The following is an 18,125-nucleotide window of genomic DNA, read 5'->3' on the forward strand; positions in this document are numbered from 1 at the left end:
GAGACGACCATCGTCGAGGGTGCCGGTGACGCGGAGCAGATCCAGGGCCGGGTCAACCAGATCCGTGCCGAGATCGAGAACTCCGACTCGGACTACGACCGGGAGAAGCTGCAGGAGCGGCTGGCGAAGCTGGCCGGTGGCGTGGCCGTCATCAAGGCCGGTGCCGCCACCGAGGTCGAGCTCAAGGAGCGCAAGCACCGCATCGAGGACGCGGTGCGGAACGCGAAGGCCGCCGTCGAGGAGGGCATCGTCGCCGGTGGTGGCGTGGCCCTGCTGCAGGCCGCGCAGATCGCGTTCGACAGCCTCAAGCTGACCGGCGACGAGGCCACCGGTGCCAACATCGTCAAGGTCGCGGTCGAGGCTCCGCTCAAGCAGATCGCGGTCAACGCCGGCCTCGAAGGCGGCGTCGTGGTGGAGAAGGTCAAGACCCTGCCCGCCGGCCACGGCCTCAACGCCGCCACCGGTGAGTACGAGGACCTGCTCGCGGCCGGCGTGCCGGACCCGACGAAGGTCACTCGCTCCGCGCTGCAGAACGCCGCGTCCATCGCGGCGCTGTTCCTGACCACCGAGGCCGTTGTCGCCGACAAGCCGGAGAAGGCCGCCCCGGCCGCTCCGGGTGGCGCCGACGGTGGCATGGGTGGCATGGACTTCTGACGGAGTCCAGCCGGCTAAGCCGACACACGCGAGGCGCTCTGCTCACGCAGGGCGCCTCGTTTGTTTTTCCGGGAAAATCCGGTCGATCTGGTGGTCCAGCAGGGCCACTGCGTCGTCCGGCGTGCGCTGGCCGAGCAGCATCGATGCCTGCAGCCCCTCGGCTCCCGCGAGGAGAAACGCGGCCTCGGCGCGTGCGTCGATGTCCGGCCGTGCGCGGCCGAGTTCCTGGCCCTGCCGGATGAGATCGGTGACGAGATCTTCGAGGGCGCGGGGACCGTCGCGGACGGCCTTCGCGAGGTCCTCGTCGGCCAGGAAGCGCACGAAAAACGCCACGTGCACCAGGTAGCGACTGTGCCGTTCCTCGTCCAGCGGCAGCATTTCCAGCAGTACGCCACGGACGATGGCGCGCATGTCACCGGTCCCGTCGAGATGTACGAGGCGCTCGCGGGCGCGCCGCTCGGCGTCGGCATTGAGGATCTCCAGAGCGCCGAGCAGCAATTGGTCACGCGTGCCGAAGTAGTACTGCAGCAGACGGGCGGAGACACCGGCTTCGGCGGCGACCTGCCGCAGGCTGACGTCCTCCAGCCCGCCTCGCGTGGCCAGCCGCCACACCGCTTCCGCGATCTGGCGGCGGCGTGCGTCGTGGTCCACCTGCCGGGGCATCGGCCCTCCCGTCTTCAAACCTTTGTGGTTCGACTGTACCAAAAAAGTGTTATGGTTCGTTCGCACCATAAAACGGAAGGGTGTGGAAATGAAGTACGTGTGGCTGGTTCTCGGGATGATCCTGCTGGCATTCGGCGTGCAGGGCGTGATCCGGTTGGTGCTCGACCACGGCTGGACCGGTGTGCTCGGCTGGTTGCCGGGCGGGTTCGCCGGGCAGTTCATCGGGCACATCGTGCTCACCGGCGCCGGGGCGGCGCTGGCCGAATGGTCGCGGCGGCTGCCGGAACCGGCACGGCGCCGGTGACGCCGCACCAAGCTCCCTTCGTGTTCAGGGAAAACATCCGTGTAGCACCGACCTGGTCGGTGCCACACTTGGCATGTGCCCACGACTCGTCCGCGTCACGTCATTACCGAGGTCGACGAGGTAGCCGTCGCTCTCGACGAGGCTGCCCCGCGTCTGGCCGGAATTGCGGGAACACCGCGGCAAGCTGCTGCAACGATTGATTGCCGAAGGCTACAAGGCCATCCACAAGGAGCACGAGCGCACTCTCCAGCGGCGGCGCGCGGCCATCAAGGCCGGCGCCGGCTCCCTGGGCGAGAACGCTCGAGCGGATCACCTTGACTCGGTGAGTTCCGTCCGGCGGCGCCGTGACGACGAATGGCCAGAATGATCCGCCAACTGACGCGTTATGCGCTGTCCTCTTCGGGCATGAGGATCCAGCAGGCGGCGTAGAGCAGGACCGGCGTGCCGATCCCCAAGATCGTGGCGGCGACGAAGACGATCCGCAGGATCGTGGCGTCCACGCCCAGCAGCCGGGCCCAGCCGCCGCACACGCCCGCGAGCATCCGGTTGGTGGTGCTGCGTCGAAGTTTCCGGGTTTCCGTGGGAGTTGTCATGACTCCATGATCGGCAGCGCGGGCCCGCCGCACATCGGGAACTGCCCCGACCCCGACCCTGAACCAATCCCGGGCAGTAGGGGTCGTGGTGTCGCTGGACACCTTGGATTCGCCGGACGGGGATCTATAGAGTCGTGGTCATGCCGGGATCTCTGCTGGGCACCGAGGTTCGTCGGGTCGAGGACCCAGACCTGTTGCGGGGCCGCGGAACTTACGTCGACAACCTTCGCCTCGACGGCGCGCTCTACGTGGGCTTCGTGCGGTCACCGTTCGCACACGCCCTGGTCAACGGGATCGACACGGCGGAGGCCGCGAAGGCCCCGGGTGTCGTGGCCGTCTACACCGGGGCGGATCTCGATCTGCCGGCGCTGCCGGTGTTCATCGAGGTCAACCCGGCGTGTGCGAGACAGGTGCTGACCACCGACCGGGTGCGGTTCGCGGGCGAACCCGTGGCCGCCGTGATCGGCGAGTCCGTCACCGCGGTCGTGGACGCGCTGGAACTGGTGGACGTCGACTACGAGCCTCTGCCCGTCGCGGTCGACATGGAGGAAGCGCTCGAACCGGATGCGCCGGTGCAGTTCAGTGCGATGGAATCCAACGTCGCCGGCGGGCAGCGGGACGAGGCCGGTGCCACCGTGCTCGACGGCGCGGACGTCGTGGTGCGGGCGCGCATCGAGAACCAGCGGGTCGCGGTCGCGCCCATGGAGGGCAACGCGATCGCCGTCGTCCCCGCCGCCGAAGGCGAATCCGACTTCGACGTGACGATCTACGTCTCCACGCAGATGCCGCACGCGTTCCAGGGCGCGGTCGCCAAGGTGTTCGGCTGGGACCGGGACCGGATTCGTGTGATCGCGCCGCACGTCGGCGGCGCGTTCGGCGGCAAGGTCGGCATCGTCGCCGAGCACGCGGTGGCGATCGAGGCGGCGCGGCGGTTCGGGCGCCCGGTGAAGTGGACCGAGACGCGCTCGGAGAACATGCAGGCGATGCCGCAGGGCCGTGCCCAGGTGCAATACGCCGAGCTGGGCCTGCGCACCGACGGCACGATCGTCGGCCTGCGCTGCCGCGTGATCGGCGACGCGGGCGCGTATGCCGGATTCGGCGGCGCCCTCGCGGATGGCCCGACGCGGATCATGGCCCAGGGCGTGTACAACATTCCGCAGCTGGCCTACGACGGCCTGGTGGTGCTGACCAACACGACGCCCACCGGCGCGTTCCGGGGCGCCGGGCGGCCCGAGGCGGCCGCCATGCTGGAACGCATGATGGATCTCGCCGCCGCCGAGCTCGACCTCGACCCGGCGGAGATCCGGCGCCGCAACTTCCTTCGGCCGGACCAGTTCCCCTACACCACGCTGACCGGCGCCAGCTACGACAACGGCGACTACGACAAGCCACTCACCGAAGCGCTGCGGCTGGCCGGGTACGGCGACCTGCGCGCCGAGCAGGCCCGCCGGATCGAGGCCGGCGAGACCGTGCTGCTCGGCATCGGCGTCAGCGCGTACGTCGAGATCACCGGCGGCGGCGCGGGCGAGTATGCGTCGGTGCAGGTGGACACCGAGGGACGCGCCTCGATCAAGGTCGGCACCTCCGGGCACGGCCAGGGCCACCCGACGTCCTTCGCCATGATCGTGGCGGATCTGCTGGGCGTTCCGCTGGAGTCGGTGGACTTCCGCCAGTCCGACACCGCGGAGGTCCCGCGCGGCGGTGGCACCGGCGGCTCGCGGTCGTTGCAGCTCGGCGGCAGTGCGGTGCGCGAGGCCGCGGAACTGGTGCTGCGCCGGGCGAAGGAACTGGCCGCGAACCGGCTGGAGGCGTCCGTCGACGACATCGTGCTCACCGAAGACGGCCAACTCGGCGTGGCCGGCGTGCCGAACGCCGGGTTGACCTGGGGCCAGCTCGCGCAGGCGGCGGAGGAGGAGGGCCGACCGCTGGTCGAGGAGGCGGACTTCAAGCCGGTCGGCGCGACTTTCCCGTTCGGCGCGCATGTCTCCGTGGTGGAGGTGGACACCGAGACCGGGTTCGTGCGGCCGCTGCGGCACGTCGCGGTCGACGACTGCGGCCGCGTGCTCAACCCGCTGATCGTGCGCGGCCAGCAGCACGGCGGCGCGGTGCAGGGGATCGCGCAGGCGCTGTGGGAGCAGGCGTCGTACGACGCCGACGGCAACCCGATCACCGCGACGTTCGCCGACTACCTGATCCCGTCGGCGGCGGACCTGCCGGACCTGGAGGCGGTCAACACCGAGACGCCGACCCCGCGGAACCCGTTGGGCGCCAAGGGGATCGGCGAGTCCGCCACGATCGGCTCCACGCCGGCCGTGCAGAACGCGGTGGTCGACGCGCTGAAGCACCTCGGGGTGCGGCATGTCGACATGCCGGCAAGTCCACAACGGGTCTGGCGGGCGATCCGGGCGGCCGGCGAGGGCGGGCCGACCCTGCCGTGGCGCGAGCCGCCCGCGGCCTTCGAAACCCTGCCCGTCCGCGCCAGCGGTCCCGACCGCGACGCCGACGAAGCCGTGGCGTAGTCAGTTACAACCGATGGACCCGGGCCAGCCGCTCCTCCCAGGCGGCCCGGGTCTTCTCGTCGGCCGCCACGGCCTCGGCGAGGTCCGGCTCCGGCGCGCGGCGCGGGACCGGCAGGAAACCGTCCACAGGGGACAGCGAGTCGCTGGTGACGTCGCCGGCCAGCAGGGACCTCGTGCCCAGGCCGCAGGCGAAGTCCAGGGTGGGCAGGGCGCCGGCCAGCGCCAGCCCGGCGGCCAGCCCGACGCTGGTTTCCACGGCGGACGACACCACGCACGGCAGGCCGGATGCCTCGGCGACCTCCAGCGCCCGCCGCACCCCGCCCAGCGGGGACACCTTGATCACCGCGATGTCCGCCGCCCCGGCCACGGCCACCTTCACCGGATCCTCGGCCCGCCGGATCGACTCGTCCGCCGCGATCCGGACGTCCACCCGCCGCCGCACGGCCGCGAGCTCGTCCAGCGACCGGCACGGCTGCTCGACGTATTCCAGCCCGCCCGCGGCCCGGTCCAGCTCGCGGATGGCGGACACGGCCGTGTCCACGTCCCAGACCGCGTTCGCGTCCACCCGGATCGCGCCGCCGCCGCCCAGCGCCGCACGCACCGCGGCGAGCCGCTCGCAGTCCTCGGCCAGCGACGAGCGGGGGTCGGCGACCTTCACCTTCGCGGTCCGGCATCCGGATGCCGCGACCAGTTCGTGCGCGCGGTCGGGCGAGACCACGGGCACCGTCGTGTTCACCTCCACCCGATCCCGCACCGGCTCCGGCCAGCCCCGCTCGCTCGCCTCGACGGCAGCCGCCAGCCAGGGCGCGCTCTCGGCGTCGGAGTAGTCCGCGAACGGGCAGAACTCGCCCCAGCCGGCCGGACCATGGAGCAGCACACCCTCCCGGACGGCGATGCCGCGGAACCGGTCGTGCAACGGGATGGCGTAGACGATCATTCCGCCAGCGTAAGCCGCGCGGCCCGCCTAACGCCGCCTCCCGTCCCCTGCCTCGTTTTGGAGCAAGGGTGATTTGCTACGGATAGCTTCCCTAGCGATGCTAGCCGCGCGTTCCTGGGCGTCGAGGAGTTCGTCGCCATGTACGCGCACCCAATTGCCGAGCGCCATCAGCGGGCCGTTCACCAGGCTCTCGCCGAGTCCGGTCAGCCCGTATTCGACCCGCGGAGGGGCCTCGGCGTAGGCGCGACGGTGGATGAGCCCGTTGGCGAGGAGGCGGCGCAGCGCTTCGGTCAGCACCTTGTCGCTCATGCCGCCGATCGCGGCACGCAGCTCGTGCCGCCGCCGCGCGCCCTCGCTGAGGGCGGCGAGCACCACCGGATCCCAGGTATGGGCGAACAAGTCGGTCGCCGCTCGCAGACGACAGTCCGCGATCAGTTCCTCGCAATGGTTTCCGTCGGCGCTCATCGCTACCAGCATCGGCTTTCCGTCGCGTACCGGTTGGTGCGTATCACTTTCCCTACCGTAGCCGCGGATCAACCACTCGAACCGAAGGAACGGGCTATGCGAATCGGCATTCTGGGTACGGGAACGATGGCCGCGGCACTGGGCGAGGCCTGGTCCCGTGCCGGACACGAACTCGTGGTCGGCGGGCGATCGGAGGCGAAGGCACTCGCCCTCGCCGAGAAGCTGGGATCTTCGGCACGTGCGGGCACGCCGCGTGAAGCGGTGACCGAACGTGACGCTGTCCTGCTGGCTGTGCTGTGGGACGGCGTCGAAGACGTGCTCCGTAGTGCGGGAGCCGACGAAGGAACGCTTGCCGGAACACCGTTGATCGACCCGACCAACGCGGTGGAACATGGGGTCGGCGTCCTGCTCACTCCCGCGGGGGTGGCGGCCGCGCAGCGTATCGCCGAGTTGGCCCCGGGGGCGCACGTCGTGAAGGCATTCCACCTGGTGCCCTCCAGCCAGTGGACAGACCAGGGCGGAAGCCCCGTGACGGTCCCGATGTGCGGTGACGACCCGCGGGCCCTGCGGGTCGCCGGGGAACTCGTCCGGGACGCCGGCGGTTCGCCCGCCGTGTTGGGCACCCTGGATCGTGCGCGTCAACTGGAGGAAGTCGCCGGCTTCGCCATCGGACTCGCGTTCGGCGGCGTTGATCCGAACTCCACCATCCCGCGGATGCCGGCCCCCGCCGTGGCGCCCTGACGCGGGGTTTCGGGCGGGCCGGTCACCGGGTAGCTCAATGGGGAGCGATCGCACGAGGAAAGGAGTGGATCGTGGCCAAGGACTTGAGCGGCAAGCGGGTGGCCTTCATGGTGGCGCCGGAGGGCGCCGAGCAGGTTGAGCTGACCGAGCCGTGGAAGGCGGTCAAGGAAGCCGGTGGCCGGCCGGAACTGGTATCCACGAAGCCCGGCACCGTGCAGGCGTTCGATCATCTCGACAAGGCCGACACCTTCCCGGTGGACAAGGTCGTGACCGAAGTTTCGCCGGACGACTACGACGCGCTGGTGCTTCCGGGTGGCGTGGCCAACCCCGACCTCCTGCGAACCAGCCCGGACGCGGTGGGGTTCGCCCGTGGGTTCTTCCAGCAGCAGAAGCCGGTGGCGGTGATCTGCCACGGGCCGTGGACGCTGATCGAGGCCGACGTGGTGCGTGGCCGCCGGATGACCTCCTGGCCGAGCCTGCGGACCGACCTCCGCAACGCCGGTGCGGAGTGGGTGGACGAGCACGTCGTGGTGGACAACGGGCTGGTCAGCAGCCGTAAACCGGCCGATCTGGCCGCGTTCTGCGGGAAGTTGGTGGAAGAGTTCGCGGAGGGCAAGCACTACGCGCAGGCGCAGAGCGGTTAGAGACTGTTGGAGTGGTTTGCGCGGCGGTGCGGATGGCATCGCGAAGCTGCCCGGCTCTCAGGGCGTGAGCGTGCCCAGGCGTTCGGCCAGTGAGATGGCGTCGACCGGTGCTCTCACCTCGACGTCGTTGTCGAAGTACACGTAGACGTCGTCTTTGCGCGCCCAGCGCCTGATCTTTTCCGCCCAGCGGTCCAACGCATCGTCGCCGTAACCACTCGTGTACAGCTCCTCGGCACCGTGCAGTCGAATGTAGACGAAGTCCGAGGTGACCTCTTCGAGTGCAACCCACGTGCCCGCCGAATCGGAGATGACGAGCGCGACATTGTTGTCCCGAAGCAGTTTTGGGCAGTCCGGCGCCGAGAAGCTCGGGTGCCGGACTTCCACGGCATGGCGCAGCGGACGATCCGGGTCGGCCTCGAGGCACGCTTCTCCCTTCAGTTTGTCGTCGTGCCGGGCGGCGAGCGTCGCCGCCGCCGCGGTGCTTCGTGGCAGCAACTCGAAGAACTCGCAGAGTTTGCGCGGTTCGAAGGCGAAGTTAGGCGGCAGCTGCCACAGGACCGGGCCGAGCTTGTGGCCCAGCGCAAGCACCCCGGACGCGAAGAAGTTCGCCAGCGGAGTTGCCACGTCGCGCAACCGCTTCATGTGTGTGATGTAGCGTCCGCCCTTCACCGCGAACAGGAAATCGTCGGGCGTCTCCTGGAACCAGGCCCGATACAGCTCCGGGCGCTGCAGCGAGTAGAACGAGCCGTTGATTTCGGCCGAATTCACCCTCCGCGAGAGGTACTCCAGCTCGCGGCGCTGTGCCAGGCCCTTCGGGTAGAACCGGCCCCGCCACGCCGGGTATCGCCAGCCCGAGGTGCCGATCCGGATTTCGTGGATAGCACCACCTCAATCCCACGAGAACCGCCAGTGGCGACGGTGCACCAGGCCACCGGCGTACTCGCGGAGGTTACCCGGTTGGCCGGAAAAACTGCGTACGCTGAACGCCCGATGTTCCGCGGCCAGCACCAGGGCCCGTCCCTGGCTGCGGGGCGGGGCCGCCACGGACAGTTCGAGCTCGTCGAAGCCGAGCACGATCAGGGTCGCGCCGAAGCGATCCTCCCAGCTGCGCAACACGGCCGAGATCGCTTCGACCCGGTCGGTGGACTTGAGCATGCCGGCCCAGCCGAGTACGGCCGGCACGTCCGCCGGGCGCTGCGCCGGCACCAGGCCGAGCCGGTAGGTGCCGCGGCGCGCGAGGATGGAGCCCGTGTTGCCGGCTTCGGCGCGCGGGTCCACCCGTAACGACGATTTCCGTGCCAGCCCGGGAAAGTTGGCGCCGTACGGGCGCAGGCAGCCGACGCCCGCGGTGCAGCAGAACGGGTCCCACCAGCTGGCCAGCGTTTCCCCGACGTCCACCTCGTCGATCTTGTGCACGGCCGGGGCGAGCCGGCCCCGGTCGTCCAGCCAGCTCGCGCCATGGAGGAAGCGCGGGTCCTGCGGAATCAGTACCGGCCACAGCGCCGGTTCGGCCGGCTCGGCGCGGCGGGCGCGGTCGAACTCGGCGATGCGGTCACGGAACCAGCCCGGCTCCGGCAACGGCCCGTCGGACACCCAGATCGGGCCGTGCCAGCGGCCTGCCGGCAGATCCAGGCCCGGCAGTGCCTGCTGGGGCGAAGCAGCAATCGTCATCTGTACCTCTCGTGGGTCCGGGGTCACCAACGAGTACGAACACTAGTTCGAGGGTACGACATTTTTGGCTTGCTCGCGCGCCGATACCGGCACCGTCGCGAGTCCCACCTTCCCGTCGTGTGAGTCCCACATTCCCGTCTACCGGAAGGTGGGACTCGCGCGACGGGAGTGTGGGACTCGCGCGACCGGAAGGTGGGACACGCGCGACGGGAGTGTGGGAGGTTAGAGGTAGGCCTCGGCGTCGCGGATGGTGTAGGCGTAGCCCTGCTCAGCGAGGAAGCGCTGGCGGTGGGCGGCGTAATCGGTGTCCAGTGTGTCCCGCGCGACGATCGAGTAGAAATGCGCCTGGCGGCCGTCCTCCTTCGGCCGCAGGAGCCGGCCGAGGCGCTGTGCCTCCTCCTGCCGGGAACCGAACGTGCCGGAGACCTGGATCGCCACCGAGGCCTCCGGCAGGTCGATGGAGAAGTTGGCCACCTTGGACACCACCAGCCGGCCGATCTCGCCACGGCGGAACGCGTCGAACAGCGCTTCGCGCTCCTTGTTCGGGGTCGACCCCTGGATCACCGGCGCGTCCAGCTCGGCGCCCAGCTCGTCGAGCTGCTCCAGATACGCGCCGATCACCAGCGTCGGCTCACCGGCGTGCTTGTCCACAATGGACCGGATGACCGGGGTCTTGGTCCGCGCCGTGGAGGCCAGCTTGTACTTCTCGTCGGGCTCGGCGGTGGCGTAGCGCAGGCGCTCGGCGTCGGTGAGCGTCACCCGCACCTCGATGCATTCGGCCGGCGCGATCCACCCCTGCGCCTCGATGTCCCGCCAGGGCACGTCGAACCGCTTGGGGCCGATCAGGGAGAAGACGTCACCCTCGCGGCCGTCCTCGCGCACCAGCGTCGCGGTGAGGCCGAGCCGGCGGCGGGACTGCAGGTCGGCCGTCATGCGGAACACCGGGGCGGGCAGCAGGTGAACCTCGTCGTAGACCACCAGGCCCCAGTCCCGCGAATCGAACAATTCCAGGTGCCGGTAGACGCCCTTGGTCTTGCGGGTGATCACCTGGTAGGTGGCGATCGTGACCGGGCGGATTTCCTTCTTCTCCCCGGAGTACTCGCCGATCTCCTCCTCGGTGAGCGAGGTCCTGGCCAGCAGTTCACGCTTCCACTGCCGCCCCGCCACCGTGTTGGTCACCAGGATCAACGTGGTCGCCTGCGCGCGAGCCATCGCGGCGGCGCCCACCAGCGTCTTGCCCGCGCCGCAGGGCAGCACCACCACGCCGGAGCCGCCGGCCCAGAACGCGTCCGCGGCCTGACGCTGATAGTCCCGCAGGGCCCAGCCGTTCTCCGCCAGCGAGATCGGGTGCGCTTCGCCGTCGACGTAGCCCGCGAGGTCCTCCGCCGGCCAGCCGGCCTTCAGCAGCGCCTGCTTGAGCCGGCCGCGCTCGGACGGGAACACGACCACGGTGTCGTCGTCGATCCGCGCGCCGAGCATCGGGTTGATCTTCTTGTTGCGCAACACCTCTTCCAGCACCGCGCGGTCGGTGGTGGCCATCACCAGGCCGTGGGCGGGATGGTTGGTGATCTGCAGGCGGCCGAACCGGCCCATCGTGTCGACGATGTCGATCAGCAGCGGCTGCGGCACGGGGAAGCGCGAGTACCGGGTCAGCGCGTCGACGACCTGCTCGGCGTCGTGCCCGGCGGCGCGCGCGTTCCACAGTGCCAGCGGCGTGACCCGGTAGGTGTGCACGTGTTCGGGCGCGCGCTCCAGTTCGGCGAACGGCGCGATCGCGATCCGGGCGTCGTCCGCCAAGGCATGGTCGACCTCGAGGAGGACGGTCTTGTCGGACTGGACGATCAATGGGCCATCGGTCACGTCTTCCTTTATACGGCCCTCCCGACGGGTATGCGCGCGTTCAGGCCGATGTCGCCGTACCGGCGAGATCGGCCAATTCCGCCGCCACGGTGGTGAGCTTGCCACGGATGCGGGCGACGGCGTCGCTGCCCAGTGGCACCCGCAACGGCGGATTGGCCCGTGCTGTGACGGCAACGATCTGGCCGGCCGCCCACGCCGGGTCACCCGCCGGTTCGTCGTCGACCTGATCGGCGAGCGTGTCGCTCGCCTGGTGATAGTCGTCGATGCAACGGCCGGCCTGCGCCGAACTGACCGATGCGAACTCGGTCTCGAACACCCCGGGTTCGACGATCGTGACCGTGATCCCCAACGGCGCAAGCTCCTCACGCAACGCTTCGGCCAGTCCCTCGACCGCGAACTTGCTCGCCGCGTAGACGCCGAATCCCGCCCCGGAGGCGAACCCACCCATCGAACTCATCATCAGCACGTGACCCGACCGCTGGGCGCGCATCACCGGCAGCACCGCGTTCGTGACCGACAACACCCCGAAAACGTTGGTCTCGAACAGGGTCTTAGCCTCGCCGACAGAGGTTTCCTCGACGGCCCCGAAGAGTCCGCGCCCGGCATTGTTGACCAGCACATCGATCCGGCCGAACCGCTCGATCGCCGCGGCCACACTCGCCCGCACGGTGTCCGGATCGGTGACATCGAGGCGGCATCTGAGCAGCCGTTCCTCGTATCCGGGCAGCGCAGCGGCGATTTGCTCGGGAACCCGGGCCGTGGCTACCACGGCGTCCCCTCGTGCAAGCACCGCGCCAACGAGCGCCGACCCCAACCCACGTGAGGCGCCGGTAACCAGCCAAATCCGCATTTCACCTCCCAAAGGTATACTGAGTGCAAATTCGACCTGAGTGTAGCCTAGCCCGGTGAGCCTGCGTGAGCGGAAGAAACAGCGGACCCACGAGGCCATCTCGAACGCGGCGATCGCCCTGTTCACCGATCGCGGGTTCGACCGGGTCTCGATCACCGAGATCGCGGAAGCCGCCGAGGTCTCGCGCCGCACGCTGTTCGCCTACTTCCGCACCAAGGAAGACCTGGTGATCCACCGGTTCTCCGACCACGAGACCGAAGCCGGCGACGTGGTCCGGACCCGGCCGGAGGGGCAGTCTCCGCTGGCGGCGCTGCGTGCGCATTTCCTCGACGGGCTGCGTCGCCGTGATCCGATAACCGGCCTGAACGACGTGCCGGAGATCCTCGCCCTGTACCGGATGATCTTCGATACGCCCTCCCTCACGGCCCGCATCCTGCAGTTCAACGAAGGTGCCGAACACGCACTGGCGCGGGAATTGACCGGCACGAACGGCTTCCCGCCACGCATCGCGCGTCTTGCCGCCGCACAGATCGTCGCCGTGCAGTGGACGCTCGCCCGCGACAACCACGAGATGATCGCGGAAGGAATGTCCGCCGAGGATGCCTACCCGGCCGCGGTGGCGGCCGCGGAACTGGGATTTTCCCTCTTGGAGACCGGGCTTCCGGCCGGGTCGGGCAAGGCTCCCCAGGTGTAACGAGGGCAGCGCTCAGCGTTCGACGCGATACCAAACGTTGGTCGCCAGGGGCGCGTGGGAGACGGCGATGCGTTCGAGGGCGACGGTGTTGCCGCCAGGGTGGTCGAACAGGCGTACGCCGTCGCCCAGCAGCACGGGCGCGATGAGAACGAGTATCTCGTCGAGCAGGCCGGCTTCGAGGCATTGCCGCCCGATGCTGGCGCCCAGGACGTTCACGTATTTCTTCGTGCCCGCCGCGGATTTGGCGGCACTGACCGCCTCCGCGAGATCATCGATGAAGCGCACCCCCTCGGGCGGATCGGCCGGGGGACGGTGGGTGAGCACGATCTGGGGCCCGTGCCATTGCCCGCTGAACGCGCCTTCCTTGTCGGTGCCGCGGTTCGGGTCATCCCCGGTGAAGGTGCGGGCGCCGACCAACAGGGCGCCGATGTCGTCGACCAGTTCGTCCGCCACGGGATTCGGGCCGAGATACCGGGTCATCCACGACTGGTCCCCGCCCGGCCCGGCGATGAAACCGTCCAGCGACATCGTCGCCGAGTACAGCAAACGCGGCCCCGAGCCTGAAGTTGTCTCGATCATTGGTCCACTCCCGTCTTCGTGCACCCGGATGGGCGCTACTCTGCTTTGCGGGGGCTCCGCCCCGACACCCCGACTGGGGGCAAGCCCCCAGACGCTCTGCTTTGCGGGGGCTCCGCCCCCACACCCCCAACTGGGGGCAAGCCCCCAGACCCCCTTTGATTCAGACGAGCGAGGCGGGCGAACTCATCGGTCGAGGTTTCCCTAGCCGGCTGGAAGGGCTTCTGGGAGCGCGAAGCGGGCGAACAGGTTCGGGTCCATGAACGAGGTCATCTCGGTCAGACCCGCGGGTTCGACCTGCAGGACACTGATCCCCACCGCCTCGAACGGCGCTGAGGTGGGCGCGTCGATCCGACGACGGTAGAGCGCGACGGCCGGCCCGCGGTTGGCCCGCGTCGCCAGCACCTTGAACCCGCCGAAGAGGTCAAACCCACGGGCGAGGGTGGTGTGCAGGGTGTCTCGTCCCTCGTACCACATCGGGTAGGGCGGCATCGAGCCTCGCGCGTCCGCCACCAGCAGTTCCGCGATCGCGGTCGCGTCCGCGCGTTCCAGGGCGGCCATGAACCGGGCGAGAACCTCCCGTTCCCGGGCGGGTGAGGCGACGGGCCGCGACCAGTCCGTCCGGTTCCGGCCAAGCCGTGTCCTGAGTGTCGCCCGGGCGCGCTGCAGCGCGCTGTTGGTGGCCGGCACGCTGGTGTCGAGGGCACTCGCCACTTCGGCCGACGACCAACCCAGCACGTCACGCAGCACCAGCACCGCGCGCTGCCGTGCCGGCAACGTCTGTAGCGTGGCCACGAACGTCAGCTCGATCGTCTCCCTGGCCACGACCGCGGCATCGGGCCCCTGCTCGGACGGAGCGATCGGCTCCAACAACCGGTCGGGAAAGGGTTGCAGCCACACCGGTTCCGCCACCGGCGGCAGCTGGACATCCGGATCAGCGGGCCGGGACAGCTCGTACGGCAGTGCCCGGCGACGGCGATACGCGAGCACGTCCAGACAGGCGTTGGTCGCGATCCGGTACAACCACACCCGCACCGTCGAGGCGCCCGAGAACCCGGCACGACTTCGCCACGCCCGCAGGAACGTTTCCTGTACCAGGTCTTCGGCATCCTCCAGCGACCCGAGCATCCGATAGCAATGCGCCCGCAACTCGCGGCGATGCCGCTCGACCAACGTCGTGAACGCGACTTCGTCACCGCGGTTCATCGCGCCGGCTGCGAGCTCGTCCATGTCCCTCCGACACACGCCCGGAACACACCTGGTGTGAAGCGTAGAAAAGCCGGGCGGGGCCGTCTTCTCCGATCTTGCGGGATCGGCCGCTGCCGGTCAGGGAACGGGCTTGGGCAGCAGCGACTGCACGTCGAGGCGGTCGGCCAGCATGCCCGAGCTGTGCATGAGATCGGCGACCCGCTGCAGCCGGGTCCCGGACAGCGACGTCGGATACTCGCCGAGCGCGACCTGATCAGCGGTCGCGTCGTCGATCCCGGCGAGCTGGGGCAGGGCCCGCCGGATCACGGTCGGATCGGACGCGCGTTGCTGGCCGGCGGTGAGCACCTGCCGGAAAAGGGCCAGGGTGCGCGGATTGACCTGGGCGAACAGCCCGCTGGACGCGTAGCCGGTCATCGGGAGGTTCATCATCGCGCCGTGCGAGGAGTCGGCGAGGATGCGGGCGCCGAGACTCTGCTGCGCCTGGGTGATGAACCATTCGATCATCAGTGCCGCGTCCACGGAGCCGTCCCGCAGGGCGGCTTGCATCCCTTCGAACGGGTACTGCACGAACCTGATCCGGTCGGGGTCGCCACCGGCGGCCGCGAACATCGAGCGCACGGCGAGCACGCTCAGCCCGTTGAGCTCGTCGACGGCGATTCTCGGCGATTTCTTCGCGGTGAGTTTGGTGTAGGGGGAATCGGGAAGGGTCACCAGCGCCATCGTGAACGGCGCAGAGGTGTAAGCCTCCGCCTGGAACTGCAGCGCGGTACCGGAGGCGGCGGCGGTGAAGAAGGCGACGTCTGTCGCGAAGGCCACGTCGACGTTGCCGCTGGCCAGCCCGCGCAGGGCGTCCGCATCGGACTTCAGTGGCACGAGCTCGATGTGCAGACCGGCTCGCGTGAACGAGCCGTCGGCGACCGCGATCCGCAGGGGCGCGGTGTCGATCCGATTTCCGACGCCGACGCGCAGAGTCGAGCGTTCGGGGACGATCCGGTCGCCGGCCTTGGGCGATGCGGCCAGGTAATTGCAGCCGGTAACCAGACAAAAGGTAGCGACCAGTAAGATCGCCACCCCTCGCATCACGCGCCCCCTGCCGAGCGGACGGAAGAATTCAACCTGGGTAAAGCTTAGGAGCCCGATGCCAATACCATCGGCGATGGACCGCAGCCGTGCCACGTTCCAGCACGGCTCTAGTAGGTTAGCGACTCGTCGCCGGTGACCATCCGTACTGGGGGGCAAGCCCCCAGCCGCCCCTGAAGCCAGAGAAGGAACCGAGTTGGCCCGTCAGCGCGAGCGATCGGACGGCGCTGACGCCGTGGGGAGCCGACCCGGCGTGCGCCCGCGCGGCCGCTGGCGCCTGCGGAACTGGCGACTGCGGACGAAGCTGATCGTGGTGCTGCTCATCCCGACGATCACCGTGCTGTCGCTGATCAGCCTCAAGGTGCGGGAGGACCTGGACCAGGCCACCGGGCTCGCCCAACTGGCCGCGCACGGGCGGGTGGACGACAAGGTCAACGCGGTCATCCACGAACTGCAGCGCGAGCGCGACCTCACCGTGCGATACGTCGCCCACAACCGGCAGGGCGATCTGGCCGAGCTGCGGAGCCAGCGTGGCCGGGTAGACGCCGCCATCGGCGATTTCAGCAAGGAGTTCGACGCCGATCGCGGCCGCCTGTCTCCCAACGGGGTCACCGGGCTGGCAGCGACCACGGCCCGCCTGGACGTGCTGACCGGCCTGCGGTTCTCGAGTGAACATTCGAGCCTGCCGGCCGACTCGGTGCTGCGCTCGTACAGTGAACTGATCTCCGGCCTGCTCGACCTGTCGGACCAGGCCGTCGCCGACGTCACCAACCCGGAGCTGACCCGGCTGCGGCTCGCCGCGAACGCGCTGGCGCGGGTCAAGGACCAGATGTCGGTCAAGCGGGCACTGCTCGCCGAAGCCCTGGAACAGCGCAAACTGGGCGGCGACGTGCTGCGCGCGCTCCTCGGCGCCGACGCCGAGTTGACCGCCGCGCGCAACGACTTCAAGAAGTTCGCCACCCCGGACCAGCAGCGGATGTACGACGACACCGTGATCGGGCTGCTGGTCGATCAGGGCAACAACACCTTCGAGGCGGCGGTCTCCCGTGCGGAGAACGGGCAGAGCCTGAGCGGTCTGGACCCGCAGCAGTGGGACACCGCCGCCACTTACACGACCAACCAGGCTTACCGCGTGCAGCAGGCGTTGCAGGCCCTGACCCAGGAGCGAGCCGACACGCTGGCCACCGGCGCGCGCCGCTCCGCGATCACCAACGCCGGCATCGTGCTCGGCGTGCTGGTGCTGTGCGCGGTGCTGGCGGTGATCATCGCGCGGTCGCTGCTGCGCCCCCTGCGCGTGTTGCGCCGGAGCGCGCTGGAGGTCGCCGAGCATCGCCTGCCCGCCGCGGTCGAGGACATCCTCGCCGATCCGCACCCGGAGGTCGCGGCCCATCGCGGGGTGGCCCCGGTGCCCGTGTTCACCCGCGAGGAACTGGGCCAGGTGGCACGCGCCTTCGACGTCGTGCACAGCGAGGCCGTGCGACTGGCCGGTGATCAGGCGCTCCTGCGGGAGAACATCAACGCGATGTTCGTCAACCTTTCCCGCCGCACCCAGCGACTGGTCGAACGCCAGCTGACGGTGCTGGACCGGATGGAGGCCGAGGAGCAGGACCCGGAGACTCTCGGCGGACTGTTCGAACTGGACCACCTGGCGACCCGGATGCGGCGCAACAGCGAGAACCTGCTGGTGCTGGCCGGACAGGATCCCGACGAGACGCCGGCAGACCCGGCGGCGGCCGAGGAGATCATCGGCGCCGCGCTGTCGGAGGTCGAGCACTACCAGCGCATCGAGCTCACCCCGGCGCCGGAGCTGGCGGTACGCGGCGACGCATGCGGTGACCTCGTGCACGTGATCTCCGAGTTGTTGGAGAACGCGACGCTGTATTCGCCGGTCGAGACCACGGTCACGGTGGTCAGCGCGATCGCGCCGGACGGCTCCTGGGAGGTGCACATCACCGACTCCGGTGCGGGCATGCCCGAACCGGAGATCCGCCGCGTGAACGGCAGGCTGGCCGAGCCGCCGGCCGTGGACGTGGAGGTTTCCCGCCGGATGGGGCTGTTCGTCGTGGCGACCCTCGCGCGGCGCCACGACATCCGGGTCCGGCTGAGCGCGGCCGACAGCGGTGGGCTGGAGGCCGTCGTCGTGGTACCGACCGAGCTGGTCGTGCCGCTGCCACCGCCGGCTCCCGCCCCGATCCCGGTCGAGCCGGAGCCCGAACCCGAACCCGAGCCCGAACCGGTGGCGGAGCAAACGCTGGCCTTGCCGGCGATCCCGGAATCGACCCGGCGGGCGCCGGTGCGGGACGTGCCGCCGCCGGAGTGGCCCGACGAGGACGACGACCCGCCGCGGCACCCGCTCGACGACGACCAGCCGACCGAGCGGATGCCGGCGTACCAGGAGGTGCTGTCCCAGTGGTTCCGCACGGGCGAGCACTCGCCGTTCCGGCAGCCCCAGGCGGCGCCGGAATGGCCGGCGGAAGAAGACCTTGAGTACCCGCCCGGCCCCAACGGCGCGGCCCCGGCGCCGATCGATCCACGGACTCTCCGGCTCGATCCGGAGGACGTGCGCCGCCGGATGGCCAGTTTGCAGTACGGGTTCGCCCGAGCACGGGAGCGCGACGACCGTTCCACCGGCTAGCCGACCGCGGAATGGCCTCTACGGCGTATT

The 18,125-nt window shown here is 69.7% G+C and carries 19 protein-coding genes; 8 read left to right on the forward strand and 11 right to left on the reverse strand.

Annotated features, from left to right (window positions below; genetic code table 11):
• The coding region (locus A3CU_RS0122800) for a TCP-1/cpn60 chaperonin family protein (RefSeq protein WP_027944253.1) at positions 1–654 on the forward strand (654 nt) is incomplete at its 5' end.
• Between the two features lie 42 nt (positions 655–696).
• Here A3CU_RS0122800 and A3CU_RS0122805 read toward each other — a convergent pair.
• Positions 697–1,317 (reverse strand): TetR/AcrR family transcriptional regulator, encoded by a 621-nt coding sequence (locus A3CU_RS0122805; protein ID WP_027944254.1) that lies wholly within the window; start codon positions 1,315–1,317, stop codon positions 697–699.
• An 88-nt stretch (positions 1,318–1,405) separates the two neighbouring features.
• On the opposite strand from A3CU_RS0122805, the gene A3CU_RS0122810 reads away from it, so the two are divergent.
• Both A3CU_RS0122810 and A3CU_RS0122815 read left to right on the forward strand, forming a co-directional pair.
• Positions 1,406–1,621, forward strand: coding sequence for a hypothetical protein (locus A3CU_RS0122810; RefSeq protein WP_027944255.1), 216 nt, complete (start codon positions 1,406–1,408; stop codon positions 1,619–1,621).
• 163 nt (positions 1,622–1,784) lie between these two features.
• The gene (locus A3CU_RS0122815; protein ID WP_027944256.1) at positions 1,785–1,988 is read left to right on the forward strand and encodes a hypothetical protein; all 204 of its coding nucleotides are present in this window, start codon (positions 1,785–1,787) and stop codon (positions 1,986–1,988) included.
• Positions 1,989–2,004: 16 nt separating this feature from the next.
• On the opposite strand, the gene A3CU_RS0122820 is transcribed toward A3CU_RS0122815, so the two are convergent.
• Positions 2,005–2,214: a PspC domain-containing protein gene (locus tag A3CU_RS0122820; RefSeq protein WP_027944257.1), complete on the reverse strand. Its 210-nt coding sequence runs from the start codon at positions 2,212–2,214 to the stop codon at positions 2,005–2,007.
• A gap of 140 nt (positions 2,215–2,354) precedes the next feature.
• Between A3CU_RS0122820 and A3CU_RS0122825 the strand changes: the two genes are divergently transcribed.
• Positions 2,355–4,733 (forward strand): xanthine dehydrogenase family protein molybdopterin-binding subunit, encoded by a 2,379-nt coding sequence (locus A3CU_RS0122825; protein WP_027944258.1) that lies wholly within the window; start codon positions 2,355–2,357, stop codon positions 4,731–4,733.
• 4 nt (positions 4,734–4,737) lie between these two features.
• On the opposite strand, the gene A3CU_RS0122830 is transcribed toward A3CU_RS0122825, so the two are convergent.
• Together A3CU_RS0122830 and A3CU_RS46170 are read right to left on the reverse strand one after the other, a co-directional pair.
• Positions 4,738–5,670, reverse strand: coding sequence for an o-succinylbenzoate synthase (locus A3CU_RS0122830; RefSeq protein WP_027944259.1), 933 nt, complete (start codon positions 5,668–5,670; stop codon positions 4,738–4,740).
• Between the two features lie 27 nt (positions 5,671–5,697).
• Positions 5,698–6,147: a winged helix-turn-helix transcriptional regulator gene (locus tag A3CU_RS46170; protein ID WP_342668925.1), complete on the reverse strand. Its 450-nt coding sequence runs from the start codon at positions 6,145–6,147 to the stop codon at positions 5,698–5,700.
• A gap of 84 nt (positions 6,148–6,231) precedes the next feature.
• Between A3CU_RS46170 and A3CU_RS0122840 the strand changes: the two genes are divergently transcribed.
• The gene (locus A3CU_RS0122840; protein WP_027944260.1) at positions 6,232–6,876 is read left to right on the forward strand and encodes an NADPH-dependent F420 reductase; all 645 of its coding nucleotides are present in this window, start codon (positions 6,232–6,234) and stop codon (positions 6,874–6,876) included.
• A 71-nt stretch (positions 6,877–6,947) separates the two neighbouring features.
• A complete protein-coding gene (locus A3CU_RS0122845; RefSeq protein WP_027944261.1) occupies positions 6,948–7,520 on the forward strand; it encodes a type 1 glutamine amidotransferase domain-containing protein in 573 nt (190 codons plus the stop codon).
• A gap of 57 nt (positions 7,521–7,577) precedes the next feature.
• On the opposite strand, the gene A3CU_RS0122850 is transcribed toward A3CU_RS0122845, so the two are convergent.
• The 4 genes from A3CU_RS0122850 to A3CU_RS0122865 form a co-directional block, all read right to left on the reverse strand.
• Entirely contained in the window at positions 7,578–8,384 is an 807-nt protein-coding gene (locus tag A3CU_RS0122850) for a DUF72 domain-containing protein (protein ID WP_027944262.1), read from the reverse strand.
• A 24-nt stretch (positions 8,385–8,408) separates the two neighbouring features.
• The gene (locus A3CU_RS0122855) at positions 8,409–9,191 is read right to left on the reverse strand and encodes a DUF4253 domain-containing protein (RefSeq protein ID WP_027944263.1); all 783 of its coding nucleotides are present in this window, start codon (positions 9,189–9,191) and stop codon (positions 8,409–8,411) included.
• Positions 9,192–9,413: 222 nt separating this feature from the next.
• On the reverse strand, positions 9,414–11,051 hold the full coding sequence (locus A3CU_RS0122860; protein ID WP_027944264.1) for a DNA repair helicase XPB: 1,638 nt from the start codon (positions 11,049–11,051) through the stop codon (positions 9,414–9,416).
• Positions 11,052–11,091: 40 nt separating this feature from the next.
• On the reverse strand, positions 11,092–11,901 hold the full coding sequence (locus A3CU_RS0122865; RefSeq protein ID WP_027944265.1) for an SDR family NAD(P)-dependent oxidoreductase: 810 nt from the start codon (positions 11,899–11,901) through the stop codon (positions 11,092–11,094).
• 55 nt (positions 11,902–11,956) lie between these two features.
• Between A3CU_RS0122865 and A3CU_RS0122870 the strand changes: the two genes are divergently transcribed.
• Positions 11,957–12,595 (forward strand): TetR/AcrR family transcriptional regulator, encoded by a 639-nt coding sequence (locus tag A3CU_RS0122870; protein ID WP_027944266.1) that lies wholly within the window; start codon positions 11,957–11,959, stop codon positions 12,593–12,595.
• A gap of 12 nt (positions 12,596–12,607) precedes the next feature.
• On the opposite strand, the gene A3CU_RS0122875 is transcribed toward A3CU_RS0122870, so the two are convergent.
• The 3 genes from A3CU_RS0122875 to A3CU_RS0122885 all read right to left on the reverse strand — a co-directional run bounded on the left by A3CU_RS0122875 (position 12,608) and on the right by A3CU_RS0122885 (position 15,460).
• Positions 12,608–13,174 carry a dihydrofolate reductase family protein gene (locus A3CU_RS0122875; RefSeq protein ID WP_027944267.1) on the reverse strand — a complete coding sequence of 189 codons (567 nt, stop codon included), beginning with the start codon at positions 13,172–13,174 and terminating at the stop codon, positions 12,608–12,610.
• Positions 13,175–13,375: 201 nt separating this feature from the next.
• On the reverse strand, positions 13,376–14,401 hold the full coding sequence (locus A3CU_RS0122880; protein WP_027944268.1) for a sigma-70 family RNA polymerase sigma factor: 1,026 nt from the start codon (positions 14,399–14,401) through the stop codon (positions 13,376–13,378).
• 96 nt (positions 14,402–14,497) lie between these two features.
• A complete protein-coding gene (locus tag A3CU_RS0122885; RefSeq protein ID WP_027944269.1) occupies positions 14,498–15,460 on the reverse strand; it encodes an ABC transporter substrate-binding protein in 963 nt (320 codons plus the stop codon).
• Between the two features lie 196 nt (positions 15,461–15,656).
• Here A3CU_RS0122885 and A3CU_RS0122890 point away from each other — a divergent pair, with 196 nt between their 5' ends.
• Complete coding sequence (locus A3CU_RS0122890) at positions 15,657–18,095, forward strand: sensor histidine kinase (protein ID WP_027944270.1); 2,439 nt, start codon at positions 15,657–15,659, stop codon at positions 18,093–18,095.
• The last annotated feature ends 30 nt before the right edge of the window (positions 18,096–18,125 follow it).

The organism is Amycolatopsis taiwanensis DSM 45107 (assembly GCF_000519205.1).
Taxonomy (GTDB): domain Bacteria; phylum Actinomycetota; class Actinomycetes; order Mycobacteriales; family Pseudonocardiaceae; genus Amycolatopsis_E; species Amycolatopsis_E taiwanensis.